Source organism: Mariniradius saccharolyticus AK6 (assembly GCF_000330725.2).
Taxonomy (GTDB): domain Bacteria; phylum Bacteroidota; class Bacteroidia; order Cytophagales; family Cyclobacteriaceae; genus Mariniradius; species Mariniradius saccharolyticus.
On sequence record NZ_AMZY02000005.1, the window covers coordinates 1 to 25,103 of the forward strand.

At 50.7% G+C, this 25,103-nt stretch carries 30 protein-coding genes and 1 pseudogene; 30 read left to right on the plus strand and 1 reads right to left on the minus strand.

Features of this window, described 5'->3' with window-relative positions; genetic code table 11:
• Nucleotides 1-105 precede the first annotated feature (105 nt).
• From C943_RS02985 to C943_RS02995, 3 genes are all read left to right on the plus strand, one after another.
• On the plus strand, nucleotides 106-1,167 hold the full coding sequence (locus tag C943_RS02985) for an efflux RND transporter periplasmic adaptor subunit (protein ID WP_040478838.1): 1,062 nt from the start codon (nucleotides 106-108) through the stop codon (nucleotides 1,165-1,167).
• Nucleotides 1,168-1,170: 3 nt separating this feature from the next.
• Complete coding sequence (locus tag C943_RS02990; RefSeq protein ID WP_008624069.1) at nucleotides 1,171-4,203, plus strand: efflux RND transporter permease subunit; 3,033 nt, start codon at nucleotides 1,171-1,173, stop codon at nucleotides 4,201-4,203.
• Between the two features lie 498 nt (nucleotides 4,204-4,701).
• A complete protein-coding gene (locus C943_RS02995; protein ID WP_040478842.1) occupies nucleotides 4,702-7,815 on the plus strand; it encodes an efflux RND transporter permease subunit in 3,114 nt (1,037 codons plus the stop codon).
• A 154-nt stretch (nucleotides 7,816-7,969) separates the two neighbouring features.
• On the opposite strand, the gene C943_RS03000 is transcribed toward C943_RS02995, so the two are convergent.
• Complete coding sequence (locus tag C943_RS03000; RefSeq protein WP_040478844.1) at nucleotides 7,970-8,347, minus strand: TetR/AcrR family transcriptional regulator; 378 nt, start codon at nucleotides 8,345-8,347, stop codon at nucleotides 7,970-7,972.
• A 127-nt stretch (nucleotides 8,348-8,474) separates the two neighbouring features.
• Between C943_RS03000 and C943_RS03005 the strand changes: the two genes are divergently transcribed.
• From C943_RS03005 to C943_RS03125, 27 genes and pseudogenes are all read left to right on the plus strand, one after another.
• Complete coding sequence (locus C943_RS03005; protein ID WP_008624073.1) at nucleotides 8,475-8,705, plus strand: hypothetical protein; 231 nt, start codon at nucleotides 8,475-8,477, stop codon at nucleotides 8,703-8,705.
• The gene (locus C943_RS21245; protein ID WP_008624075.1) at nucleotides 8,692-9,285 is read left to right on the plus strand and encodes a helix-turn-helix transcriptional regulator; all 594 of its coding nucleotides are present in this window, start codon (nucleotides 8,692-8,694) and stop codon (nucleotides 9,283-9,285) included. Before C943_RS03005 ends, C943_RS21245 begins: the two co-directional genes overlap by 14 nt.
• A gap of 102 nt (nucleotides 9,286-9,387) precedes the next feature.
• On the plus strand, nucleotides 9,388-9,621 hold the full coding sequence (locus C943_RS03015) for a hypothetical protein (protein ID WP_040478846.1): 234 nt from the start codon (nucleotides 9,388-9,390) through the stop codon (nucleotides 9,619-9,621).
• Nucleotides 9,587-9,805 carry a hypothetical protein gene (locus tag C943_RS03020; protein WP_008624080.1) on the plus strand — a complete coding sequence of 73 codons (219 nt, stop codon included), beginning with the start codon at nucleotides 9,587-9,589 and terminating at the stop codon, nucleotides 9,803-9,805. Before C943_RS03015 ends, C943_RS03020 begins: the two co-directional genes overlap by 35 nt.
• Nucleotide 9,806: 1 nt before the next feature.
• Nucleotides 9,807-10,121 (plus strand): hypothetical protein, encoded by a 315-nt coding sequence (locus C943_RS03025; RefSeq protein ID WP_008624082.1) that lies wholly within the window; start codon nucleotides 9,807-9,809, stop codon nucleotides 10,119-10,121.
• An 84-nt stretch (nucleotides 10,122-10,205) separates the two neighbouring features.
• The gene (locus tag C943_RS03030) at nucleotides 10,206-13,112 is read left to right on the plus strand and encodes a hypothetical protein (RefSeq protein WP_008624084.1); all 2,907 of its coding nucleotides are present in this window, start codon (nucleotides 10,206-10,208) and stop codon (nucleotides 13,110-13,112) included.
• A 4-nt stretch (nucleotides 13,113-13,116) separates the two neighbouring features.
• Nucleotides 13,117-13,341, plus strand: coding sequence for a hypothetical protein (locus C943_RS03035; RefSeq protein WP_008624086.1), 225 nt, complete (start codon nucleotides 13,117-13,119; stop codon nucleotides 13,339-13,341).
• Complete coding sequence (locus C943_RS03040; RefSeq protein WP_008624087.1) at nucleotides 13,338-13,640, plus strand: hypothetical protein; 303 nt, start codon at nucleotides 13,338-13,340, stop codon at nucleotides 13,638-13,640. Before C943_RS03035 ends, C943_RS03040 begins: the two co-directional genes overlap by 4 nt.
• A complete protein-coding gene (locus C943_RS03045) occupies nucleotides 13,633-13,863 on the plus strand; it encodes a hypothetical protein (RefSeq protein ID WP_040478847.1) in 231 nt (76 codons plus the stop codon). Before C943_RS03040 ends, C943_RS03045 begins: the two co-directional genes overlap by 8 nt.
• Nucleotides 13,820-14,173, plus strand: coding sequence for a hypothetical protein (locus C943_RS03050; RefSeq protein WP_157198412.1), 354 nt, complete (start codon nucleotides 13,820-13,822; stop codon nucleotides 14,171-14,173). Before C943_RS03045 ends, C943_RS03050 begins: the two co-directional genes overlap by 44 nt.
• Nucleotides 14,166-14,372, plus strand: a complete 207-nt coding sequence (locus C943_RS03055; protein WP_040478849.1) for a hypothetical protein — start codon at nucleotides 14,166-14,168, stop codon at nucleotides 14,370-14,372. The genes C943_RS03050 and C943_RS03055 overlap by 8 nt, the downstream gene beginning before the upstream one ends.
• Nucleotides 14,365-14,661: a hypothetical protein gene (locus tag C943_RS03060; RefSeq protein ID WP_008624095.1), complete on the plus strand. Its 297-nt coding sequence runs from the start codon at nucleotides 14,365-14,367 to the stop codon at nucleotides 14,659-14,661. The genes C943_RS03055 and C943_RS03060 overlap by 8 nt, the downstream gene beginning before the upstream one ends.
• Nucleotides 14,654-14,839, plus strand: a pseudogene (locus C943_RS22605) (DUF3850 domain-containing protein); the annotation flags it as partial. The gene C943_RS03060 and the pseudogene C943_RS22605, both read left to right, overlap by 8 nt.
• Before the next feature lie 7 nt (nucleotides 14,840-14,846).
• Nucleotides 14,847-15,215: a hypothetical protein gene (locus C943_RS22465; protein ID WP_245545501.1), complete on the plus strand. Its 369-nt coding sequence runs from the start codon at nucleotides 14,847-14,849 to the stop codon at nucleotides 15,213-15,215.
• Between the two features lie 82 nt (nucleotides 15,216-15,297).
• Nucleotides 15,298-15,426, plus strand: a complete 129-nt coding sequence (locus C943_RS22565) for a hypothetical protein (protein WP_008624100.1) — start codon at nucleotides 15,298-15,300, stop codon at nucleotides 15,424-15,426.
• Nucleotides 15,423-16,988 carry a DNA cytosine methyltransferase gene (locus C943_RS03070; RefSeq protein WP_008624101.1) on the plus strand — a complete coding sequence of 522 codons (1,566 nt, stop codon included), beginning with the start codon at nucleotides 15,423-15,425 and terminating at the stop codon, nucleotides 16,986-16,988. Before C943_RS22565 ends, C943_RS03070 begins: the two co-directional genes overlap by 4 nt.
• Nucleotides 16,989-16,999: 11 nt before the next feature.
• Nucleotides 17,000-17,401, plus strand: coding sequence for a hypothetical protein (locus C943_RS03075; RefSeq protein WP_040478852.1), 402 nt, complete (start codon nucleotides 17,000-17,002; stop codon nucleotides 17,399-17,401).
• The gene (locus tag C943_RS03080) at nucleotides 17,385-17,609 is read left to right on the plus strand and encodes a hypothetical protein (protein ID WP_008624113.1); all 225 of its coding nucleotides are present in this window, start codon (nucleotides 17,385-17,387) and stop codon (nucleotides 17,607-17,609) included. Before C943_RS03075 ends, C943_RS03080 begins: the two co-directional genes overlap by 17 nt.
• Nucleotides 17,606-17,863, plus strand: a complete 258-nt coding sequence (locus C943_RS03085; protein ID WP_040478854.1) for a hypothetical protein — start codon at nucleotides 17,606-17,608, stop codon at nucleotides 17,861-17,863. The genes C943_RS03080 and C943_RS03085 overlap by 4 nt, the downstream gene beginning before the upstream one ends.
• A gap of 650 nt (nucleotides 17,864-18,513) precedes the next feature.
• The gene (locus C943_RS03090; RefSeq protein WP_008624115.1) at nucleotides 18,514-19,047 is read left to right on the plus strand and encodes a hypothetical protein; all 534 of its coding nucleotides are present in this window, start codon (nucleotides 18,514-18,516) and stop codon (nucleotides 19,045-19,047) included.
• Between the two features lie 48 nt (nucleotides 19,048-19,095).
• Nucleotides 19,096-19,485 (plus strand): hypothetical protein, encoded by a 390-nt coding sequence (locus tag C943_RS03095; RefSeq protein ID WP_008624117.1) that lies wholly within the window; start codon nucleotides 19,096-19,098, stop codon nucleotides 19,483-19,485.
• A gap of 65 nt (nucleotides 19,486-19,550) precedes the next feature.
• The gene (locus C943_RS03100) at nucleotides 19,551-20,504 is read left to right on the plus strand and encodes a S49 family peptidase (protein WP_008624118.1); all 954 of its coding nucleotides are present in this window, start codon (nucleotides 19,551-19,553) and stop codon (nucleotides 20,502-20,504) included.
• Nucleotides 20,505-20,518: 14 nt separating this feature from the next.
• Nucleotides 20,519-22,084 carry a hypothetical protein gene (locus tag C943_RS03105; protein WP_008624119.1) on the plus strand — a complete coding sequence of 522 codons (1,566 nt, stop codon included), beginning with the start codon at nucleotides 20,519-20,521 and terminating at the stop codon, nucleotides 22,082-22,084.
• Nucleotides 22,085-22,101: 17 nt separating this feature from the next.
• Nucleotides 22,102-22,665, plus strand: a complete 564-nt coding sequence (locus C943_RS03110; protein WP_040478856.1) for a hypothetical protein — start codon at nucleotides 22,102-22,104, stop codon at nucleotides 22,663-22,665.
• A gap of 12 nt (nucleotides 22,666-22,677) precedes the next feature.
• Nucleotides 22,678-23,604: a hypothetical protein gene (locus C943_RS03115; protein WP_040478857.1), complete on the plus strand. Its 927-nt coding sequence runs from the start codon at nucleotides 22,678-22,680 to the stop codon at nucleotides 23,602-23,604.
• 41 nt (nucleotides 23,605-23,645) lie between these two features.
• Complete coding sequence (locus tag C943_RS21255) at nucleotides 23,646-24,320, plus strand: hypothetical protein (RefSeq protein ID WP_157198413.1); 675 nt, start codon at nucleotides 23,646-23,648, stop codon at nucleotides 24,318-24,320.
• 185 nt (nucleotides 24,321-24,505) lie between these two features.
• Entirely contained in the window at nucleotides 24,506-25,093 is a 588-nt protein-coding gene (locus C943_RS03125; RefSeq protein WP_008624126.1) for a phospholipase D-like domain-containing protein, read from the plus strand.
• The last annotated feature ends 10 nt before the right edge of the window (nucleotides 25,094-25,103 follow it).

The window sequence follows — 25,103 nt, forward strand, 5'->3', positions numbered from 1 at the left end:
GGGGGGGTACGGCTAAGTCTCGGAAATTACCACCAATTTTTCCGTTGATTGGCTTTGATATTCTCCGATAACTTAGTTTATTGTGCTTGGATTAATTCGGTCGATATGCGAAGTAGCGTGGTAGTTTTTTTGATGACGGTTTTACTTTATTCCTGTGAAAAACCTGCGGAGGACTCCCAAGACATCCCCCTCGAATCTTTCCGTGCCGAGGTCACTGCCACGCCGGTTAAGGTGGGGCAGGCGGAGCGGAAGTCCTTTGACTACCTGATCCAAGCCTCCGGCAAGATGGAAGCACTCGAGCAGGTAGCTGTCGTGGCCGAACGCGCGGGATTTCTCGAATGGCTCAGCGTCAAGGAAGGAGACTATGTCGAAAAAGGGAATACCATCGCCCGATTGGATGCGGCCGACGCGGCACTGAAGCTGGAAAAGGCAAAAATCCAAGTCAAAAATGCCAAGGCCAACTTTGACTCGGACCTGCTGAGCTTCGAAACCCTCCTCAAAAGCGGGGACCAAGACAAGATCGCCCAAGTCACAGATCAGCTCAAGGCAAAAACGGGCCTGTACGCGGCAGAGATCGAGCTCAAGGAAGCGGAGCGGGACTTGGAGAAGACAGCCATCAAAGCTCCGATCTCCGGACGGGTTGCGGACCTGAAACCCAAGCAGGGGAGTCTGGTGAATGGCGGCGACGTGCTTTTCGAGATCATCAATACCTCCTCCCTCGAACTCAAAGTCAAAGTGCTCGAATCCGATATCGAATGGCTGAGTTTGGGCCAAAAAGCCGAGATCACCGCGATCGGTTCCTCCCAAGTGCTCACGGGAAGCATCCGCAGCACCAATCCCAAAGTGGATGAAAACGGCCTCGTGCAAGTGGGTATTTTGGTAAGCGGCGCCAAGGGACTACTTCCCGGGATGAATGCACGCGCCATCATCCGTGCCCCGCAAAGCAATAGCCTTGTCGTCCCCAAGCAGGCTTTGGTCTACCGCTCCGGCAGGCCGGTGGTCTTCACCGTGGAAAAGGAGGAATCCAAATGGAACTACGTCGAAGTCGGCAAAGACAACGGCGAAGAGGTTGAAATCCTTTCCGGCATCGAGCCCGGATCGACGGTCATCACTTCCAACAATCTCCAACTGGCCCATCAGGCTCCCGTCCAAATCGTCAAAGAATAGGCCATGGTGAGGTTTTTGCTACAGCGGCCGGTCGGCGTCTTGATGACCTTTATTGCCTTGATGGTTTTTTCGGTCATTGTGATTCGGAGTCTGCCCGTGGCTTTGCTACCACCGATCGACGTGCCTCAGATTTTGGTCAAAGTCCAATACCCCAACGCCTCTCCTGAGGCAATCGAACAAAACGTCCTCGCTCCCATTCGGGAAAGCATGCTGACGATGGCTGGGCTCGAAAACATCGAGAGCCAGGCGGGTTCCGAGACAGGTACTATCCGGCTCACCTTTGATTTCGGGACCAAAATGGAGCTCGCCTACATCGAAGCCAACGAAAAGATCGACCGCCTGAGCAACAGCCTTCCGCAAGATCTTCCCCGTCCCCAAGTCCTTCGCATCAATACCAACGACATCCCGGTGATACGCGTGCAGGTCATTCCCAAGGCGGGCATTGACTTGGCGGAAATCAGTCTGCTGACCGAAAATTTACTCAAAAAGCGCCTCGAACAGTTGGAGGGTGTCGCACTCGTGGATATCAACGGCAAGCAGGAAAAAATCATCTCCGTCGCGCCGGACCTGCCTGTCTTACGGGCATTGAATATGACCGAGGAAAACCTCATCCAAGCCATTCGCTTCGGCAATGAAGAACTGCCCGGCATCAGCGTGGAGGACGGTCAATTCAGGTTTTACCTCCGCTTGGCGACACGGGTAAGCAGTCCCGAGGATATCCTGGGCCTTCCGGTTCGATCCAAAGACGGGGTCACGGTCGACTTGTCGAGAGTGGCCAAAGTACAATATGAAACGAAGGAACCCTTGGGATTCCATCTTTTTGGGAATCAGGAAGCGCTGGTGATTACCGTCCACAAGCAGGCTACCGCCAAAATGAATGACTTGGTGCCACAGGTCTATGCAGCCGTGGACCGATTCCGTGGGGACTATCCCCAAGTGGATTTTGACTTCAGTCAGGACCAATCCATCTTACTCAAGGCCGGCATCAGCAACCTCCAAGGCAGTTTGCTGTTTGGGGGGATTTTTGCCTTTGCGGTACTTTTCCTTTTTATGGGCGACTACCGGACGCCGATCATCATCGGTTTGAGTCTCCCGATTTCCTTGCTGATCAGCTTTTTGGTCTTCTATGCGGCTGGCATTTCCATCAATATCATTTCGCTCTCGGGTCTGGCTTTGGGTCTCGGAATGCTGATCGACAACGCCATCATCGTATTGGACAATATCGTCCAAAAGCGTACCGAGGGTATTTCCTTGTTTGAAGCCTGCGTACAGGGCGTCAATGAAGTCATGTCCGCTTTGATAAGTTCGGTGCTGACGACACTCGCGGTATTCGTGCCATTGGTATTCCTGAGTGGGATAGCGGGGGCACTATTCCTGGACCAAGCCTTGGCGGTAACCGCCATCTTGGGCGTTTCGCTACTGGTGGCTTTTATCTTTTTGCCAATGCTCTACCTGTTTTTTTTCAAAGGAAAAAGTCAAATTATCAACCACTTGGAAGGCGATAGTAAGATCTTCATTTGGATCAAAAAACAATACAAAAAGCTGTATTCCCCAATTTTTAGCCATCCCAAGTTGAGCATGGCTGTCTTTCTGCTCCTTATTCCAGTCAGCCTTTTGTTGGTGAAGTTTGTCAATGTAGAAGGTATGCCAAAGGTGGAAAAGCTTGACGCCGTCGTCACGATCAATTGGAATGAACCGATCCCTGCGAGCGTCAATAAATCCCGGACGCTTGATTTGTTGCAAAACTTGGAAAAAACCTATTCGAAAGCAGAGGCAGATGTGGGCGTCCGACAGTTTTTGCTCTTTGATGGAGAAGGTTCGATCCAGGAATCCAACTTGTATTTTCTTTTTGAAGAGGCTACTTCGAAAGAAGCATTCCTGAGCGCATTTCGCCAAAACCTCCAAACCCAATACCCTCGGGCGATTGTAGAGACCATGGACGCGCCCAATGCTTTCGATCAATTGTTTGCCAGCGATATGCCCTACTTTGAGGTCAGGTGGCGGGATTTGGTGGGCAAAAAACCGATTCCAGTGGGCCAAATGGAAACATGGCTCAAGGATTTCCCTGTGAAGGATTACAGCCTGGGCTTGGGATTGCAACAGGAGCCTTCGGTCGTTTTCGAGCTGGATGCGGCGAAGATGGCGCTTTACGGAATCGCGCCTGAGTCGCTGATGCAGAAAGTCAGGCAGCTTTTTGGTACTTATACGATCACCGATATCCGGCAATTTGGGGAGATCACGCCCATCACGTTGCGACAAGACCAAAAGCAGGTCGACGAGCTTTTGACCTCAAATGCCGTGGAAGGCAAGGATGGGCAATCGTATCCCCTTTCGCAGTTTATCCGCATCAATTACCAAAACCACTACAAATACGTGACTGCCGACAAAGGCGGATTGTACCAATCTGTCGCATTGGAATCGGATAATCCGACGGGTCACACGAACACCATCAGGGAATGGGCTTTGGACAAAAACCTGGGGGTCGCTTTTGTAGGGCAATTTTTCAAAGACCAAGAAACGATCCGCGAGTTGACAGGAATTCTGCTGGTGGCCGTGCTCCTGCTCTATTTCATTTTAGCTGCCCAGTTTGAAAATTTCGTCCAACCGATGATCATCATTTTCACTTTGCCTTTGGGAATCGGCGGTGTTTGGATACTGCTCTTACTGACAGGAAGCAGTCTGAATATCATGTCCGCCATCGGGATGGTGGTGATGCTTGGCATCATGGTCAATGATGCCATCCTTAAGATCGACACCATCAACCGCCTCAGGCAGCAGTATGCAGCGGATTTGGATCCAACAATTGCACTTCGCAAAGCACTGGATGTTGCCGGTGAGATTCGGCTCAAGCCGATCCTGATGACCTCCCTGACGACGATTTTGGCCTTGCTGCCGGTCATCTTCAGTGGTGGGATAGGGGCGGATTTGCAGCGGCCATTGGTATATGCCGTCATCGGTGGATTGACGATAGGCACATTTACCGCGCTGTATTTTGTGCCTTTGGCATATTGGTTTTTGGCGAAAAGGGGGAGGTAAGATAGGAGATAGGAGATATGAGACACAAGACACAAGAGGCGAGAGACGAGAAGCGAGAGACGAGATTCCTAGCTATGGGCTATGGTCTATCTACTCAATAACCAATTTACTGAGACACAAGACGCAAGAACCAAGAGACGAGAAGCGAGAAGCGAGATTCATAGCTATGGGCTATGGTCTATCGACTCAATAACCAATTTACTGAGACACAAGACGCAAGAAACAAGAGACGAGAAGCGAGAAGCGAGAAGCGAGAGACGAGATTCCTAGCTATGGGCTATGGTCTATCGACTATCAACCTAACAACCAGTAACTCAATAACCAATAACTCAATAACTATTAACCAATAGCCCGCTATCGACCATGGTCTATCAACTATTAACTCAATAACCAATAACTCAATAACTAATATGCACCACTATGGACTATCGACTCAATAACAAACAACCAACAGCCACTCTCCAATTCATACTTCTAATTTCTTACTTCTAACCTCATTTGTCTCCCTTCCGCATCATCATATCGTTCATTGTGCTGGCGATCATCGGGTTTGCCCTGGTGCCGCAGCTTTCGGTGGATTTGAATCCTCGGGAGCGGGAGCCTGTGTTGACGATCAGCTATGGAATACCGAGGTCTTCGCCTGATTTGGTGGAAAAACTCGCCACGGCACCGCTGGAGGGTGCTTTTTCACAGCTTGCGGAGCTGAAGAAAATCCAGTCCGTTTCCAATTACGACCGCGGATCAATTACGCTGCGGTTTGACAAGAAGACCGATTTGGAATACAAGAAGTTTGAAGTATCCGCGATCATCCGGCAGGTCTATTCCTCGCTGGACAGTCGGGTATCCTACCCCTTGGTCACCCAATCCCCCCAACGCCGCAATGAGCAAAAGACGCCGATTCTCACCTATTCGGTCAATGGGCCTTTCGCCTCCTTTGAAATCAAAAAAACCACCGAGGATGTCCTGAAATCAGCCCTCAGCAGATTGGAAGAAGTCGAGGAAATCCTCGTCCGTGGCGCCAACGACCTGCAGCTGTACATTACCTACGACCTGCTGAAAATGCAGGCGCACCAGCTTTCCAAAAGCGATATCGAAAACGTCCTGCTGAGCTCCTTTGGGCAAAGCTATCCGGGTATGGCGATCACTGACCGGGGAGAAACGCTGTTTATCCAAGTGGACCGCTCGCTCCGAGATATCCGCCAACTCGAAAATCTGCCCATCACTACCCAGGCGGGCAAAGAAGTCTACCTCAGAGACCTGGCCAAAGTCACCTTGGAAGAGGAAGAGCCAAGCTCCCTTTACCGAATCAACGGCAACAATTCCGTCACGCTTTCGGTCCTCAGCAGGGACGGCGTCAACAAAGTCCTATTGGCACAAAAAATCAAGGCCCTCGTCGATGAATCCAAAACGCTGCTGCCTGCTGGCATGGAGGTGCGATTAGAGAACGACGATACGGAATTTTTGGCCGAAGAACTCTCCAAAATCTACAAGCGCTCAGGGCTCTCGGTGTTGATTTTGATCCTGTTCATTTTCCTCGTCAACCGCAACTTAAGGTATCTTTTTACCCTGTTTTTGGGGATTGTCGTCAACGTCAGCCTAACCGCAATTGTTCTCTATGCCCTCGGCGTGGACATACACCTGTACACCTTGGCGGGATTGACGATTTCATTTGGGCTAATCGTGGACAATGCCATCGTGATGATGGACCATTTGCACAAGCAGGGTAACCGGAAGGTGTTTCTGGCGCTTTTTGCGGCTTCCCTGACCACGATCGCAGCATTGATGATCGTGTTTTTCCTGCCCGACGAAGACCGGAAAAACCTGACGGAGTTTTCGGTGGTAGTGGCTACGATGCTGGCAGTGTCCTTGGTCGTCGCGCTTTGGTTTACACCGGCGATGTACGCCATGTTGTTTGGCAAATCAGAAAAGGGATATCGGTCACTTGGCATCCGCCAACTCAGGACCCGGGTAAAGGCATTTGATCGCTTTCACGGCTTTATTGGCTTTCTGGCTAGGTACCGAAAATCAATGGCAACATTTTTTATCCTGCTATTTGGCTTGCCGGTCTTTTTCCTGCCAACCAAGTGGGAAGGTCAAGATTGGTACAACAAAACCATTGGCAGTGATACTTATCAAGAGAGTATCCGCCCACATGTAGATCGCTGGTTGGGTGGCTCTTTGCGGATGTTTGTCCGGGGCGTGTTTGAGAAATCCTCCTACCGCGAGGCGGAAAAAACCCGCCTTTATGTCTCCGCCCAACTTCCCTATGGCAACACTTTGGAGCAGATGGATTTCCTGATGAGGGAATTCGAGGGCTTTCTCAAAGGCGTGGAAGGAATAGACCAATTCGTCACTTGGGTACAGTCCGGGCAATATGCCCAAATCACCATTACCTTCAAGGAAGCCTATGAAAAGTCCGCGCTTCCCTACCAACTCAAGGGCCGCCTTTCCGTCAAATCCACCGACTGGTCGGGCGCCCGATGGAATATCTACGGGGTTGGTCAGGGATTTTACACCGGGGCAGGCGGAGAGGGAATACCCTCATTTCGGGTGACGATGAAAGGCTATAATTACCAAGAACTCGAAAGGCAATCGGAAGTATTGGCGGAAAAACTTCTCAGACACAAGCGCATCCAGGAAGTCAACACCAACGAACGCCTAGGCTGGGACGAGCAGAAAAACGAGGAATTTGTCCTCAGACTCCGGCAAAAGGACATGGCATTGTCACAGACCAACCAATTTGAGGTACTGACAGCCCTTCAAAATGTCACCAAACCTACCGGCATCGACGCTTCCCTCACCCTTGGGGACAAGTACTATGGTGTAGTCGTACAAGAGCGGAATTCGGGAAAATATTCGAAGTTTGATCTGGAAGAAAGAAGCCTTGCGACGGGGCCGGAGCGACTGGTGAAGGTGCAGGATTTTGGCAGCCTGTCCAAAGAAACCACCACCAATGCCCTCCACAAGGAAGACCGTCAGTATATCCGCATGGTGGCCTTCGAATACTTGGGTTCTCAAAAGTTTGGCAATGAATACCTCGACGAGGTGCTGGCGGAACTGAAAACGACGATGCCGATCGGCTATTCCGCGAGCAAGGAAACCTGGTCTTGGGATTTTGGCAAAACCAAGAGGCAGTACAGCCTCATCCTCGGGCTGATTTTGGGGATATTCTTCATTACAGCGGTTTTGTTCGAAAACCTCAAGCAGCCGCTGTACATTATCTCCGTGATCCCGATTTCATTCATCGGGCTTTTTCTGATCTTTTCGCTGTTTGATTTTTATTTCGACCAAGGGGGATATGCCGCCTTCGTGCTGTTGGGCGGGCTATCGGTCAATGCGGGGATTTTTATCGTCAATGACCTCAACAACAAGACCCGCGGCTCCTACAACCTGAACATCATCAAGGCACTTGGCGGGAAAGCAATTCCGATCCTGCTGACCGTGCTATCGACCTGCTTTGGCTTGGTGCCATTTATTATGGAAGGGCAAAATGAGATTTTTTGGTTTTCCCTCGCGATCGGTACCATCGGAGGATTGGTGTTCAGTTTGGTAGGGGTGTTTGTGGTGCTTCCAGTGCTGTTGTGGAAGAGGGGCAAAGGACTTAAACCGTGAAAAATCTTCCAAATCTCCGTTTAAATACTCTTGGACCATAAAAACAAAAAAAGCCCGCATCACTGCGAGCTTTTCGTACCCAGGGCCGGAATACAACCCGGCTTTTAATCCCTTGATTGTCAGCATAATTTTTTGGACGTGTGAAAAATCGGACTTAGAGGCCTTGATTTTGTAGGCGTTCCATCAGCAGCTTATTGTGGATCTCGAGTAGCCGGTAATACTTTTCCCGCCACTGGTCCCGCTCCAGGACCACCTCAGAAAGTGTCTGCGTGTAGTTGCCATACTTTTCCGTAGGCTCTGACCAAGCAGCCATTTCCTCCTCCATTTCGGGATACTCCATGCGGAAGTCATGCCCCATGGCCTTCCCGTACTTTCGGATGATGTGGAAAGGCAAATCCTCCTTTTCGAAGTGCCGGTAGATCGTCGCTTGATTGTAACCTGCCTTTTGGGCCACAGCCGAAATCGTGCTGCCTTGTGCTGCGCAGTACTTATCGACTACCTCCCTCAATATTTTTCCTCTGTGTGTCAACATGTTACAAATCACTCCAAAAAAATTATTGCAAAATGCAGTAACTACTATTGCATGAATACTGCATTTACTGTAATATTACTGCATAAATACTGCACATGCAGCAAAAGCACAATACCAGAAAACTAGTATGCTGAAACCGGAAGAGTTGACAAGGTTAAAAAAAAGGCTTCCAAGGGGATATTTCAAGAAAACCCTGGAGAAAGTGGATCTGAGCGAGCGGAGCGTGGCCAAGTTTTTCTCAGGCGAAGCCTATAACATCGAAATCCACCAAGCTGCACTCGACGTGGTCCAGGAGTACGAAGCGCAGAAGCAAGCAGTGATCAAGCGACAAAAAGAACTCACCGATGCGAAAATCTAGCCTCATTTCCGCCATGAAAACATCCGTGGCCGGCAAGCTTCCGGCAGGGATACAGGACCGAAACGTCGAATTCTTCGCCGGGGAGTCAGAAGTTTTCGCACTCGTGCAAGGAAAAATGCTGCAACAGCACGAGTGGCCGCAGTGGCTAATCGATGCCGTGCTAGCGGACATGGAGATTCATCCCAAGGCCGTCGAGTGTCTCGTAGATGCGGACATCGTCAAAGAATCCGACATGATCAGCCAGTATGTGCGCTGCCGATACAGCGCCCTGGACAACGAGGCCGACGTGATCGACGGCAAGCTGCAGCAAACCGAATTTGTAGACTGTGCCCTGCGTGGCACTTGCCCTTATGAGGGCCGACTTTGCGAGTTGCTTAAGGCGCCCTTCGGGACGCTCACCCACAGGGAGATTGAAGTGCTCAGGCTGATCCCGGAGGGATTGCTGGACAAGGAGATAGCGGATCGCCTGGGCATATCTCCCCTGACCGTCGGGGTCTACATGAAAAGTCTCAGAGAAAAGACAGGGTATAAAAACAAGGCAGAGCTCGTCCGCTTCGCCTACCAAAAGAACCTGATATGACATTCCCGGTACGTTCCCCATGCATTTAGATCGACTATGATTGAGGACAGGTCCCCCTCTGCCGGGAGGGGGGATTTTTCAAAAACCTTTAACCCCTTACCCATGAACACCGAAATCGCAAAACTCCACGCCCAGGCGCTTTCCAACAAGCGGAAATGGCTACAGGAAAGAAAAAACCTGGGAATGCTACTCGCGCTCCGGACTGATTGGATGGTGCTCAAGTTTACCAGGCTAGAGCAATCCCTTCGGGAACAGATGTACCTCATTGCCGATACCGAGATATCCAATAATCAGCTTTACCATGATCTTGATCTTATCCAACAGCAGGGCGCATGAGTACCTCGCCACCATCCAGTTTATCCAGGATGAAATGATGGCCAGCCGCAAGGAACTGGCGGAAGAGAAAGGGAAGGATCCTGAGCTCCAAGATGCCAAAAAGATCCAAACCCTAGAGCACGAGATCGAGCTGCTCGAAATCGGCGTCGATCGCTACCAAAGCAAAGTAAACCTCCTCAAGTAAGATGCAGGCAACAATCAAAAAAGGCACCACCCACGACCAGATAGGGTGTAGCCAAGAGTACTTCGACAGATACCTCAAAGGCAAAAAACTCAACATCGTCTATGAAAGCAATTCAGGTTACATCCGGGTCATCGACCAAAAAGGCGAAGAATGGGGCCTCTTCAAAGCCCAATACGTCAGGGAAAAGCAGAAAGGAAAAGCGCTACCAAAAAGCGAAATACCTCAAAAGCAGACTGGTTCACCTGGTTCGGGTCGACATCCCAAACCGGACTATTCATGGGCCATTCCGGTCGATAGAGGAAGTGCCGACGCCTGAGCGGTACTACTTCCGCCAACTGATCAAAATGGGCTTCAACAGCCAGCTATCACTTTTTGACTGACCGATTAACCCCTTACCCGAATGTTCATAGACCAGCAGCGCCTTCTCGATGAAACGGATGGCGGACTCAAAATTATCCTCTATTACTATCCCCAGGCTGCAGTGGCCATTGACAACCACCGCAAGAAATTCAAGCTGCGGGATACGGAGAAAACCGCTTCGGCCACTCTCAAGCGCCTACCTGACGGCACCTATGTCGTCACTGACTTTGGCGGAGACCAAAAGCCCAAAAACGGCATCCACATCTGCATGGAGGAAGAGGCGCTGGAATTCAAGGATGCACTGCAGGTGCTGGGCTCACGATATGGGATTTCCGGGGAAGACAACAGTTTTGAGCTGCTCAAGCCGCTGATCAGCAAGAGACCGGCTGAGACCAACGAAAATGAAGGCGAGTGGTTCTTCGAGGTACGCGAGGGATTCACCGAGCTGGAGATCAAGACCGTGCTGGCTGAAAAGGCGATCCCGATGAAGTCTACACCTGCCGGCAAGATCATCGATGAGGACAAAATCCAGAAGGTATTCCGGAAGTATAATTTTTACTCGCTGATCAGCTACAGCATTGTGAAAAACCGCGAGGTGATCACGATAGCAGCGACCGACACCTATCCCATCATGATGTGGGACGAAGGCAAATTCAAAAAAATCTACCAGCCACTCAGTCCGGACAAGAGCCGCCGATTCATGTACTACGGCAAGCGGGATGCGGAATTCCTGCACGGCTATGAAGCCTGCCTGCAGGCGCATGCCAAGCTCAATGAAGGCGGAGAAGATATTGATACCGACACCGGGGAAATCAAAAACAGCAAGGAAAACAAGTTGCCTGAGATCATCTACTGCTCAGGCGGATCGGACGGGATGAACCTCGCCATGATCGGCTATGAGGTAGTCTGGGGCAATTCGGAGACCGCTACGCTATCCAAAAAGCAATTCAATGCATTGGCCAAGTTGGCGGACCGGGTGATGAACATGCCCGACATCGACACGACGGGCAAAAAGGAAGCGCACCGCCTGGCCATGGAGCATCTCGAGCTCTACACGATCGTTCTACCCGAGGAGCTGAAGGATAAGCCCGACCGCCGCGGCAATCCCTCCAAGGATGTGCGCGACTACCTGAAATGGCACGGGCCATGGGATTTCAAAAACCTTGTCGCCACAGCGCTGCCCTACCAGTTTTGGGAGGCCTACTACACCGAGACAAAGTCCGGCTCCATCAAAAAGGCCTATAACGTCAAGAATACCAGGATGTACAATTTCCTGGGCAAAAATGGATTCTATCGCCTGCAGTCGGACAACGACAAGACGGGATGGATCTACATCAAGGTCACGCACAACATCGTCCAAGAGATAAAAGCCAACGAGGTCAAGTCCTATATCAACGACTTTTTCAGAGACCGCTACATGGACGAGGAGCTGCGGGATACATTTTACCGCAGCACGCAAGTCAATGAAAGCTCGATGTCCAACCTGCCTTTAGTCGATATCGACTTCACCGATTACGACAAGCATACCCAGTATTTCTTTTTCCGAAACAGGACCGTGGAAGTCCGCGCCAACAGCATCCGGGATTACAAGCTCGGGGAGATCGACAAGTTTGTCTGGGAGGAGGAAGTGATCAAGCACCAGTTCAAGCTGCAGGAGCCGCATTTCCGCACTTCGAAGCGTGCCGATGGCAGCCTTGATATCGAGGTGCTGAAGCATGACAACATCTTCTTCAACTTCCTGATCAATACCGCCCGGGTGCATTGGCGCAAGGAACTCGAGGAGGCTTTCGAAGGAGCTTCCGCACTCGAGGAAGCTGAGTACTTCAAGAAGCACCAATGGGATATCGCGGGGCCTAACTTGGACGAAGGGGAGATCCGTGAGCAAAAGAACCACTTGCTCAACCGCATCTATACCATCGGCTACCTGCTGCACCGGTACAAGGATCCATCACGGCCTTGGGCTGTCTTTGCCATGGACCACAGGATCGGCGGCGATGGAGAGTCGCACGGCGGATCCGGCAAGTCGCTTGCCTACAAGGCTGTCCGGCTCTTTATGAAAGCCGTGTCGCTGGATGGACGCAATCCCAAGCTTACCGATGACCAATTCATCTACTCCAACGTCACGAAGCATACCGACTTGATCCTGGTTGATGACTGTAATCAGTACCTCAACTTCCAGTTCTTCTTCGCGCCGCTAACTGGTGATCTGACCGTGAACCCGAAGCAGACACAGCGCTACGAGATCCCGTTCAAGGACGTGCCAAAATTTGTACTCACCTCCAATTTTGTCGTGCGCAACCTGGACAGCTCGACCGAGCGCCGCCTGATCTACTCGGTATTTTCCGACTACTACCACGAGAATTCCAACAACTTCTACAAGCAAGCCCGACAGCCCAAGGATGACTTTGGGAAGAATATCCTGGGCAATGAATTCACCCAGGACGAGTGGAACGACTTCTACAACTTCATGCTGCAGTGCTGCCAGTTCTACATGCAGCATGAGAAGATCAATCCGCCGATGAACAATGTGGTGCAGCGAAACCTCATCAGCATCATGACAGAGCCTTTCCTAGAGTGGGCCGAGGTGTATTTCCACGAGGAAAACAACGGGCTCAACAACCTGGTCGTGAAGGCCGACGCCTTTGAGGATTACAAGAAGTACGCTAAGGTAACTTGGCAGATGCAGAAGTTCAGCAAGGCACTGAAGGCCTTCTGCGAGCTGAAGGGCTACGTGCTGGATCCCGAGGACTTGAAGAATTCCGACAAGCGCATCATCCGCAAGGTGACCCGTCCGGACGGCAGCTCCAAGTCCATGGAAATGATCTTCATCAAGACTCACGGCCACTCGATCCCAGAGACAGCGGCCGCCCCTGAAGTACAGCCTCCCGGTGGGACTTTTGACTGGGAAAGCCACATGAACGAAGAGGACCTCGAAGCCAAATTCTAAGCATATGATCATCGAAACCGAAGTCAAAAAAGCACAAAGCATGCGCGAGCTGATGGATCCCATCACGATGCGCAGGAGGCTGGGGCTGGTGTACTACCAGCAACTCGAAGGCGGGGGCATCATCCCCAGGACTGTGTCGGCTGATACCGATGCGGAGCATGTCAAGACACTGATCTCCCAAGGGAGACTGTATATACCAATTCAAACAATAATCGCTGAAACAAAATGAATGACAAAAACCTCGTGACCGTGGAGCTGTCGCTGATCAAGATGATCAAAGACCTCCGTGATGAGCAGAAGAGATTCTTCCAGCTCACCGTCGATGCCAAAAAGACCAATCTGGCCCCACTGTGGGCAGAGCGGAAAAAGTGTCTGGAAACCTGCCGGCAGCTCGAAGGTGCCGTTGACCAGCACCTGGACAATATCCTGTCCGGACACGGCCTGCCGGCCGACCAAGCCCTCGAGCTGATGAAAGCACAGTTGGGTCTCTTTTCAGGAGAAACCAGGAAGGAGGTGAATCATGGCTAAGTATATAATGTGGAGAGCAAAAGACTTCAAATTCACCGTTTGCGATAGCCATGAAAAGCATGCGGCAATTTTGATTGAATTTGATAACAAAGAAATGGAAATGGGATTTTCCGTGGACCTCGAAGACCTAAAAGGAATAATTGAAGTCCTCAACGATGTCAGGTTCGAAATGCAAACAAATGAAGAAGACAATTTCAAGGGAAAGGAGGATAACCGTGCTTAGTTACATCGAGATTTTAGTAAGCCTCATTTTGATGGCTGTGTTTTTCTTCGGGGTACAACGTTTGGTCAATGCCGTAAAAGATGAAGTTGAATCGAATAAAAAACTGTCTCACTCATTGGATCAGCTCTCCGAAGAGCTGAAAAAAAACAGTAAAGACTATTCTGAGCCTACGGGATGGAAGGAACTAGAAGACTTCGAGACCTCAGAGATATTTGAGGAGTTGAAGGATCGCTGGATTTCAGCCCAAGCCAACTCGGATAAAAGCGTCCCATTTCTTGAATGGATTGCGAAGGAGGTGAATCATGGCTAAGCGACTAGTAATGACTATCAAGGTCCATATTGATACCAGGCGGGACAACAGGTTCACCATGGATATTCAGGGGAATAGGCAGATGCCAGCCCGGCAGCTATCAGAGGTTCTCTCTACACTATGCTCCGGTCTGGATCGAGAAGGCACCGTCTTCGAAGTACTGAAAATCAAATCAGAAAAGGAGGTGGTCAATGGCTAAGCTAACCTACACCAAGATTTGCAACAACGGTACCGGACGCTATGACCTGATGGTCAATCACAAGGTAAAGGAGCTGATCGACGGCCTTGGCATTGCATCTCTGCTGGTATTTCAGCATGAATGGAACCACTGGAGCGCCGCCCAACCCAAGCGCAATGCCTTTCATTTTTGGAACGCATACCGGCTGAAGGTTGAGAAAGGCGTCGGTCAGATATGGAAGCACTTCTCGGGATCCGACCGTGACCCGGTCCTTATCTACGAAATCAGGGAGGAGGTGAGTAATGTGTAGCAAACCAAAAATTCACCGATTAAAAGTATGGCCGCTCTATTTTGACGACATCGATTGTGAAAACAAGGGTTTCGAATTGAGGATCAACGATCGTGGATTTGAAATCGGTGATTACCTAGTCCTTCTAGAGTATCAACCAGCAAATGACGAATACACCGGCCGCGTAGCTGTGAGAACTGTGGACTATGTACTTGATAATCATCCGGGACTGGTTGATGGATACGTCGTCATGTCTATATCCCGTCTCTACGGGGAAATGGATGAATGCCTCATTTGTGGGTGCACCGAGAACGATTGCCATCAGTGTATCGAAGAAACCGGCCAAGCTTGTTCCTGGGCTGATGATGATCACACTATTTGTTCGGCCTGTTTATTCAGCGATGAGGGAAAGGAGGTCACGAATGTTTGAATCAATCGCCATCATCAACGTGATCCTTATGATCGTCCTGATCCGGAGGCAGAACAGGCAGGGCCGCAATCTGCGGTATGTATCGGGGCGCATGCGTGAACTGATCAATCATTTCAGAAAGGAGGCAGGCCATGGAGGATCGTAGCCATCAAGTCTTCATTAAGGTGACTATCGTTGTGATAGTCATCTTTTGGGTATCTGTGTATCTACTCTTGACCGCCTGAGCCATGCATACAGACACACTGATCCACATCGTCCTCGCATCCCAGGTACTGGCCAGTTTCGGCCTTCTGGCTTGCGTCATCATCTACCTGAGATTTGTAATCAAGACAGATCGAAAAAGAGACAAATCATGAAAAACACATATCTCACAGCCACAGACCAATTTTGCGGAGCGGGAGGAAGCTCCCAAGGTGCCCGCAAAGCTGGCGTGGAAGTCAAGCTCGCCCTGAATCATTGGAAGCTTGCCATCGAGACGCACAACAGCAACTTTCCTGATACCCTACATGATTGCACGGATATCAGCGCCTGCGATCCGAGGCGCTATCCCAGCACCAATATCCTTATCACTTCACCAGAATGCACGACACACAGCCCTGCAGGCGGCAATCGCCATCGAAAGGTGAAAGAAACGCTGGACCTATTTGACAAGGGATTGATCGATCCGGCCACTGAACGAAGCAGAGCTACAATGTGGGACGTATGCCGATTTGCAGAATACCACAATTATGAGATCGTGGTTGCAGAAAACGTGGTCGAGGCCCGTACGCAGTGGGTACTTTTTGATGTATGGCTCGCGGCGATGCACCGCCTGGGATACAACCATAGGTGCCTATATCTGAACTCCATGCACTTCTGGCCTACACCACAGAGCCGGGATCGGATGTATGTCGTCTTTTGGAAGAAAGGCAACAAGGCACCCGATCTGGATTACAGGCCGCTTGCCTATTGTCCGTGCTGCGGGAAGAATATACATGCCGTGCAGACTTGGAAGAATCCCGGAAAGAAGTTTGGAAAATACCGCTTCCAGTACGTCTATTCCTGCCCGGCAGATGGAACCGTCGTCGAGCCCTACTACTACGCAGCATTCAATGCGATCGATTGGAGCGACCTTGGTCAGCGCATCGGAGACCGAAAGAAATCCCTTTCCCCCAATACCATCAAGCGCATCCAATGGGGCCTTGATCGGTACGGTGTGGATCCGCTCCTGATCCAAACCCGACAAGTCAGCGGAATCTCCGGCAGGGTGAGATCCGTTATGGACAATCCGATAGGCACCCAATGCACGGATGTGAGCCACTCGCTTGCCACGCCATTTGTGGTCAAGGGGGAGCATACTTCGCTACCAGGCTATGCCCGAAAGGTGACGGAGCCATTTATGACGCAGACGGTCCGACAGACTTCCGCCTTGGTAAGCCCTTGGATCATCGAGATGAATAAGACCGGCGAAGCCAAGCCAGCCACCGACCCTATGTCGACGATCACCGCAGGAGGTATCAACCATGCTATGATGGGAGTGCCGCTCATCGTGCAGAACAAAGGCAATTCAATGTCAAAACCAGCTACTTATGCAATGCCCGCCCAAACCAGTATGATCAACAATGGCATCGTGAGCCATGAGGCTTGGAGCAGCTTTATCCAGTATTACTACGGCCATCATCAAGCGTCCAAGTTGACAGAACCGATAGGGACTGTGAACACCCGCGACCGTTCCTACCTGGTCAACTACCAAAAACCGCGCTTGGAGGACTGCTTCTACCGCATGATCAAGGCCCATGAGGTCAAAGCTTCAATGGCATTCGAAAAGGACTACATCATCCTAGGGAGCCAGAAGGACCAAGTGAAACAGTGTGGCAACGCAGTCACGCCTCCCGTGCAGGAGTGGATCATCGGTCAATGTGTCAAATCTTTAACCTAAACAACAATACAATGAAATTAAAACCAATCATTCCACTAAAAAAAGGTCCCAGCCCACAAAGCCCTTCAATCACTATCAATGGAAGCGGCACACTCACCATCAATACGGCTGCAGTCGAGCGATATGGATTCAAAGAAGGATCGCATATTGCTATCCTGCAGGACGAAGACAAACCGAATGACTTCTATCTGATTGAGACCAAGGATGCAAACTTCCCAAAACTCAAAAAAGCTGGCAAAGTTTCCCTCAAAACAGGATACAGTGCGGCCAAGGAAGCAATCGACACCCATTTTGGCATTGAAAACAAAGCGATCCGGCTCAATTTGGCAGGACAGGTCAAGACAGAGCTTGGTACGGCGATCGTCCTGATCACCACATCACTCAAAGATCTAGCCCATGCCAAAGCTCAATAAATTCTTTACCTTGGAAGTCACCGTGGAGCAGTTCGTTAATGCCTGCTCCGCGGCAGAGCTTCATGAGCTTGAGATCCTACTGGCCAGTCCAAGGGTGCAAGCTAAGATGAAGCAGGAAGATAAGTTCAAGTACCCAGAGGTTACGACGGAATTTCAAAAGACCTTTGCCAAAGCACTAGAGCAAGTAAAAAACAACTTGGAACCATGACCAACCCCAACTGCGCCGACTGCGGGAAATACGCCCGTAAAAAAGATGAGTTTTACATGCTCAAAGACGAGCTGTGGCAGGCGCATGGCGTGGGGAAAGGTCTCTTGTGCATCCCATGCATGGAGCGGCGCCTTGGCCGTCCACTGCAGCCGGATGACCTCCAGGACGTGCCGGCCAATACCCTTGGCAATCCATACACCAGAAAGATCCTTGGCCTTCCCCCCTTGCCCCCAAAGAAGCCCAGGGATCTGTAACACTGTACCCATGTAACTGTCTCGCAAGACGCGCTAGAATCGCCTGTACGCTTCCAAGTACGGGCGATTTTGTTTTATGCGATTCTCAGGGCCTTCATTTACGTCACTCTGAACGCAGTGAAGAGTCTCCTCAATAGGAGATTCTTCGGTCGTCCCTCCCTCTGAATGACGCTCCCATCCATCGTACTGCAGACACAAATGCCCCCGATCCTCAGGTCGGGAGCGCCGCTTACTCATACCCAAGCCTTGGCGGCTTTTCTTCTCCGTTTCCTCTCCCTAAAATCTTACTAAATTTTTGTAACTCTGTAACTGAAAAGAAAAACTATGATTAAAACCCCTGAAAATCAACTGTTTGGAAGGTTACAAAATCAAAATTTCATTTGTAACCAAATAGCCTCGGTTACAAAGTTTTTGTAACCCAATTTTTTGACCTTCTCCGGTTACAAAATCTGTAACCAAGAGTTACACTTTTTTTGAAGATTTTGTAACCAAATAACTATTTGAAAATCAATAGATTAGAGTTATAAAGTTACGAGGTTACACGGTTACACTTTTTCTCCAAAAAAATTGAGTCACAACTTCATGCGATAGAAAGGCAGTAATCTTGCAGCATTCATGCGAAAGGATTAATTTGTGGAAAAATACCTGCCATGAAACTATTGCTCAACGTCACCAATCCCTTGTACCGGGATTATTTCCGCTACCTCTTTGAGGAGCAGTCGGACGGCATCTTCCGTATCAGCCGGGAGTCGGACGTCGGAAAGTTCATCTGCTCATTTGTCCGCTACTCGGACCGTCCGGTCCAGCAGCCCAAGACAGAGGAAACCCTCGTGCTCTTACTACCCAATACCGATGTCTTGAAGGATGCACTCTACAATCACGTATATCTCAGCAAGACGGACCAGGCGCAGATCAATGACTTCCTCCATGTGTTTTTCAACATCGATCTGGATCGCTACTATCTGAAAGGCATCAAGCAGCGCATGCGGCAGAAGGATATCATCGAGTCCTTCATCGTGTCGCGGAAGCTGACCAACTTACTCCAGGATAATGAGACGCTGAAGAAGCGGCTGTATCGGGAGGAGCTTGCGGTATTGCAGGAGAGGTTTGAGTCCCTGCGGAAGCGGACTTGGTACCGCAACCAGAAAATCGAGTTTGACCCGGAAAAATATCTGGTAAAATAATTTCAAAAATCGTTTCGTAAGATTTTCCAAAACACGTCAAAAATTACGATGGACAGCAAGATCAATTCGATATGCAAGGTAGAGTTTGCGAGGCTGGGTGAGATATCCGACTACCAGGAGTCTCCCAATGGGACGGTACTGGTGACGGCGGCATGGCAGGTGCTTCCGATCGCCAGGCCTCCCCGCCTTTCGGTGTCGGAGTCGCTCACCAAGGGTGGGAGGGTGTTCGAATCCAACTTTTCGGCGCAGCTCAATTATAAGGTGATGAACAAAGACCTGCTGATCGTCCGCATTTCCTTCAGTGATGGCGGCCAGCCGCTGATCATTGGCAACCGTGACCTGCCGGTAAGGTTCCAGGAAAGCCATGAGCTTGCCGCCAAAACGCTTACTTTTTCGCATTCTTCCTGGCACTACCCCTACCGCGAGGCTGATATATAGTCCTTTCTATGGCATGATGGCCTAATTATCATTGTATTGAGGTTTTAGTACCAAACCAAAACACAATGACCAAGCTCGCGGCCAACTGGCCATATTTGTTGATTTCCCAGATCGTCAAAGGCAAATTTTTCCTGAGGCCTGAAATCGCCTTGGCGATGGGTCCGCAGGTAGGCCGATTGCTCTCCGAATCCGGAGGCAGTACCGGCGCCGTCGAAGAACGGGAAATCCAAATCCTCTGCATCGATCCCCAGGGAAAGGAGATCGCAATGATGAGGGAAGACGGGCAGGATCCAAACGAAACCATTTCTTCACTTTATGATGAGGCTCCTGAAGGCAGCGTGGCTTTGATTCCGATCAAGGGCACCATGCTGAAGTACGGGACCATGTGCGATTACGGCGCCACGGAGCTGGCGGAGTTCATCTCCGGGGCGGCCAATCACAAAAACATCGGCTCCATCGTCCTCGACATCGACAGCGGTGGCGGGGCGGTGGATGCCGTTGCTCCACTTATCCAGGCTATCGGAAGGTCGCGCACCAAAATGCGCAAGCCGGTAGTGGCATCGGTCGACATGGCATGCTCGGCGGCCTACTGGGTCGCATCGGCCACCGATCAGATCATCGCGGACAACAATATATCCTCCGAAGTAGGATCCATCGGTGTGATGATGAGCTTCTACGACGTGCGAGGATACTATGAAAAGGAAGGAGTGAAGTTCCACACCATCTACAGCAACGAATCCCCCGACAAAAACCTGGCATTCCAGAAGGCGCTCGATGGCGACTATGACATGATCAGGGAGGAGGAACTCGATCCGCTGGCGAGGAGCTTCCAAGCCGCCATCCGGGAAAACAGGAAAGGCAAGCTGCTGGACAAGACGCCAGGCATCCTGAGTGGAAAAACCTTCTTTGCCGATCAGGCAAAGGCAGTCGGTCTGATCGATCAGATCGGCGACAACACGCGGGCCATTGAGTTCGCGCTACAACTGTCTCACGCAAGAAAATCAATATTTAACCTCTAAAAACGCAAGCAGAGATGAAAAAAATGATGTCTGTTGTCTTGGCGATGCTCGGGATTCAATCCTTTGCTCAAAAAGATGGCAAACCATCCCTGACAGATGAGCAGAAGACTCAGCTGCAAGGGCTTCTCGGGGAAGACTTCACGGCCAAGTTCGAGAAGTTCCTATCCGAAGGAGAAGGAGAATCCGATGCGAATGCCGGCGTGCAGTTGGTCACCAACCTGCAAAGCCAGCATCAAGCAACGGTCGCGGATCTGCAGTCGCAGCTACAGCAGAGGGAGCGGGAAAAACAGCAGCTACAGGCGCAAATCCTGAAGCTTGCCAATGAGCCCGAACCTGAGCCGGCTGCGACTGTGGTACAAATGCCCCGCAAGGAAGGCAAGAAGTCCATCATGAAGGTGGATCTCAACAAGCCACATTACAAGGCGGTGCAGCATTTTATGCAAAACGGAGTGATGGCATCAGGTGCCACGATCGACGTGGCCGACCTCTTGCAGGAATTCGGCACCTACCTCAGCCAAGGTCCAAACAACTTTGCGATGTTGGATACCATTTTCAATGGATTCACATCCGCCAAGTACTTTACCGAGGCACCGGCAGTGACGGAGAGAAGGGCAGTGCAGGCGCTGATCACTTCGGTATCGCAGCAGTTCAGCAACAAGTGGACGCCATCCGGCAAGACTCAGTTCAGACCGCTGACGATCCCCAACAGGAGACACAAGATCAACGTGCCGATCGTGCCATCCGAAGTCTTGACTTCGTATGTGTTTGACTTGTACCGGGAGAATCTCGCCGTCGATCAGATGCCGATCTTCTTCTACATCTGGCAAAACCTCATCTATCCACAATTGATGCAGGACATCGAATTGAGGATGGCATGGAAAGGTAGCTTCACTGAGCTCAACTGGGGCGGTGTGAACAATGGCGACCCCGGACAGGCTCCGGAGCTTTCCATGGATGGTATCGAAGTGCAGGTTTCCAAGAACCTGGCAGCGGGCAACCCGAACAACTTCAGGTACTTCGATGGTGGCAACTTCAATTATGAAACTGCCACAGACCAGGAGATCTTGAACTTCGTCCGTGACTTCGTGAAGTGGATGGCACCTGTATTCAGGACCATGCAGTTCCCGATCCTGACTTCTTACGAATTCAGGATGAGGTACCGCGAAGCGTATAAGAACAAGTGGGGTGCCGGTAGCGGTACAGAAAACCATGAGTTCGGGTCAGACCGCATCGACTACTCCAATAAGATGTTGGCAGAAGTGGACGGTATGTATGGATCTCCGATCCTTTTGGCTACGCCAGCTTCCAACCTGCGCAAGTTGAGGCATATCAATGCCGCACCTCAGGTGATCAACGACGTGCAGAAGCAGGATTACGAAGCCAGGATCTTCGGTGAATACTGGATGGGTGTTGGGTTTGACTTTGGCGAGGCCGTGTTTGCCTTCTGCCCTGCAAACTACAATCCACACGCTTTGGTGACTTCTGTGTACGGTGCCCACACCGACTACCAGCAGTTTAAGGGAACTAACCCTAACAAGTCGGTTGAGTTTGGCAGCGGTAGCGCAGGAGGAGGACTTTAATCTAAAAGGAGCAAGCTATGAGCTATACGCAAGTATCCATTCCAAAAATTAAGACGGGGGCAGGAGCCCCCCGTCCTAAGAAACCAAACGTGCACTTCATCCTGGCATCGGATGTAGAGACTATGCCCACTACCAACGGTGTGGTATCTACTACCAACTTGGTATTAAAGGCCAACAAAAAGGCCGTTTCTGTGTACCTGACGCCAAAATCCATCAATCGCTTTGATGCTTCCGAAGGGGAGACTTCCAACGAGATGGGTGGCTGGCTCAGCAACTTCACAGGTACCAGACCAGGTGATGACGAGTTCTTCGCAGCATGGCTTCAGGAGCACCTCAATGAGGGATTCCTGATCATCAGTGAAGAATGTGGCGACAACAAAGGCACAAGGCTGCAGGGAACCCCTTGCAATCCTTTGTACATGAGCGTGGAAGCGCAGGACAACGAAGAGGGCATCATGAGCAACCTGACTTTTGTCTCAAGCCAAAGGTCTGCCAACAAGATGATCCATTATCGTGGTACGCTACCGACCGCATATGACCCGGCAAGTGTGGTCGAAGGATCAGCCGGAGGAGGAATCTAATCCATTTGAAAAATGGCAAAAACAGCCAAGAAAACAGTCTCGGAGCAATCCGGGACTGTTTCTTCTACTACCAAATCCAAAAAGGCCGCTGCAATAGCCCCAGCGGAAGCACCCGCAAAACCATCCACCCAGGAAACTGCCGAAGTGAAAGGCATCCAGGATATCATCGCAGAGCAAATCACGGAAATGCCTGATCCCGGCATCACTGTAGTGATCCCGTTCAAGGCATCAGCCGCCAAAGGCAACGAGCTGCAGTATGCGCTACGTGCCTGGGACAAACATTTTCCCGGCTGCCGGATTGCGATCATCGGCGATAGCTTGCCGTGGTTTGGCAAGGAAATCCTGCACATCCCAATGGATACCGTCAGTGACAATCCACAGATCGATGTCGCGCACAAGATGGCCGCAGCCATCGCCTCCGATCTGATCCCGCAGGATTTTATCTGGTCCAATGATGATATCTACACCCTGTGCCCAATCACCTTGGCTGATATCGTCACGCTGAAAGCGCATGGCAAGCTCAGTGCAAAAGGCTTGGCGGAGGGTCTATATCGAAAAAATGCCGATCGTACGCTGAAGGCGCTGAAGGAAGCAGGGATCGATGAACCCTACGACTTCGCGACGCATACTCCGGTCGCCCTGGGTAAGAATCTGCTCAGCGAAGTGCTGCACAAATTCAAGTGTCTCGATGAGGGTCATTTGGTGTACAGCCTCTATGCCAACTACTTCTTTGTACAGGCAGGCTACCGGCCGACCATCACCTACAATGATGCCCGCGGATCGATCGTAGCCGCCGTCTATCGGGCAAATCCTGACGCGGATCTTCTGAAGAAAGCCTTTGAAACCCGAAAGTGGATCAACAACAATGATGGCGGATGGAAAGCCGTGGAACCTTACCTGCAGAAGTTGTTTCCAGATAAGTGCAGGTTCGAAAAATAAGATTCAAGACACAAGACGCAAGACGCAAGACAAAAGAGCGTATGCAAGAAGAAACGGCCAAATGGCTTAAGTCGGGTGCACCTGTACAGGAAGGCATCCGGCTTTTTTGTTTGCGATCGGGTGATAAGCATCCCTTCGTCAGGCTGGCCAATGCTTTTCCCAGGCATACACAGCCAATCCTGATCCAAGAGCTGTGCCGGCGCGCCGGTATCAGTGAGACTGAGAAAAACAGGCTGATGGATAAGCGCGGCGCGTTTCGGGACAATTGGCCGTTTCTCCAGGATCCCACTTGCCCACCTGAGCTGAAGATCCTTGCAGCCAACAAGATCACAGCGTACTGGAACTATGTGAATGCCCACAGGCGGCTTTTTGACTGCCGCAATCCCGAGGAGCAACTGGCGACCGTCAAGGAGGTAGTCGAAAACTACATCGAGAACAGGATGATCATCGCTGAGTTTCTGCACTTCCAGCGGCACGGGCATGTGCTTGGTCAGCATCCGATATTCCAGGAATTCAAGAATTACCGCAACCTGCGCAAGATGAATCCGATCGAGCTGATCAAGCGCAAGACAGCACTCGAACACAATATCTGGCGGATAGAATCCGAGCTGCGGAAAAAGGGCAAGGAACACTTGAAAGTTGACCGGGAGCGGAGACTGCAGCGGAAAAGAAACGAGCTCTCCGAAGTGGACAGAATCATCGCATCAATCAAATAAGCTATGAGTGAAGATCATATTGTTATATCTATAATCGGGGGTTTTTGCGCTCTCTGGCTTGGCGTGTGGTCCTACTTGGTCTACCGGTATGACATGGCCAATTGGAGAAAAATACCCTATCCTCCAGGCGTGCCCCGCATGAGCAATCCTCCATCTCCGCCTAGAAAACGCAAAAAACGGAATAAATGAAGCTGTTTAGCCTGCGGGAGCTTTCACAGGCGAGCCAAGAGCCTGAAGGGAATCCGGACAAGTCGGAAATCCTCAGGACAAAATTTGTCCAGGCACACTGCGAAAAAGTCGTCTCCCTCAAAAACCTGATGGGCAGCTACCCGATGCCAGGTGAAGCCTTTTTCCTCTTTACCCTCAGCAGCTTCAATGCCTTCACCTTTATCGTGTACATCATCAAGCATGTGGGCACAATCGATGAACTGACCTTCTCCACCTACTCACTAAATGAGCGGATCCTCAACAGCCTGGTCAAGTGGTATGACAAAGGCGAGATCAAGCAAGTCAACCTATCGATATCCGATTCGATCCGGCACCGCATGCCCAAGGTCTATGATCAGATCGAGATCCATCGCAAGGAGCGGAGATTTGGCGTGCGCTACTGCTGGAACCACAGCAAGGTCACGCTGATCAGCGCGGGAGGGCACTACTTCACCATCGAGGGATCGGGCAACTTTTCAGAGAATGCCATGCATGAGCAGTACCTATTCATGAATGACAAGACCGTCTATGAGTTCCGCCGTCGCTGCCTCCTGTCCTTAGATTGAGGTGTAAATA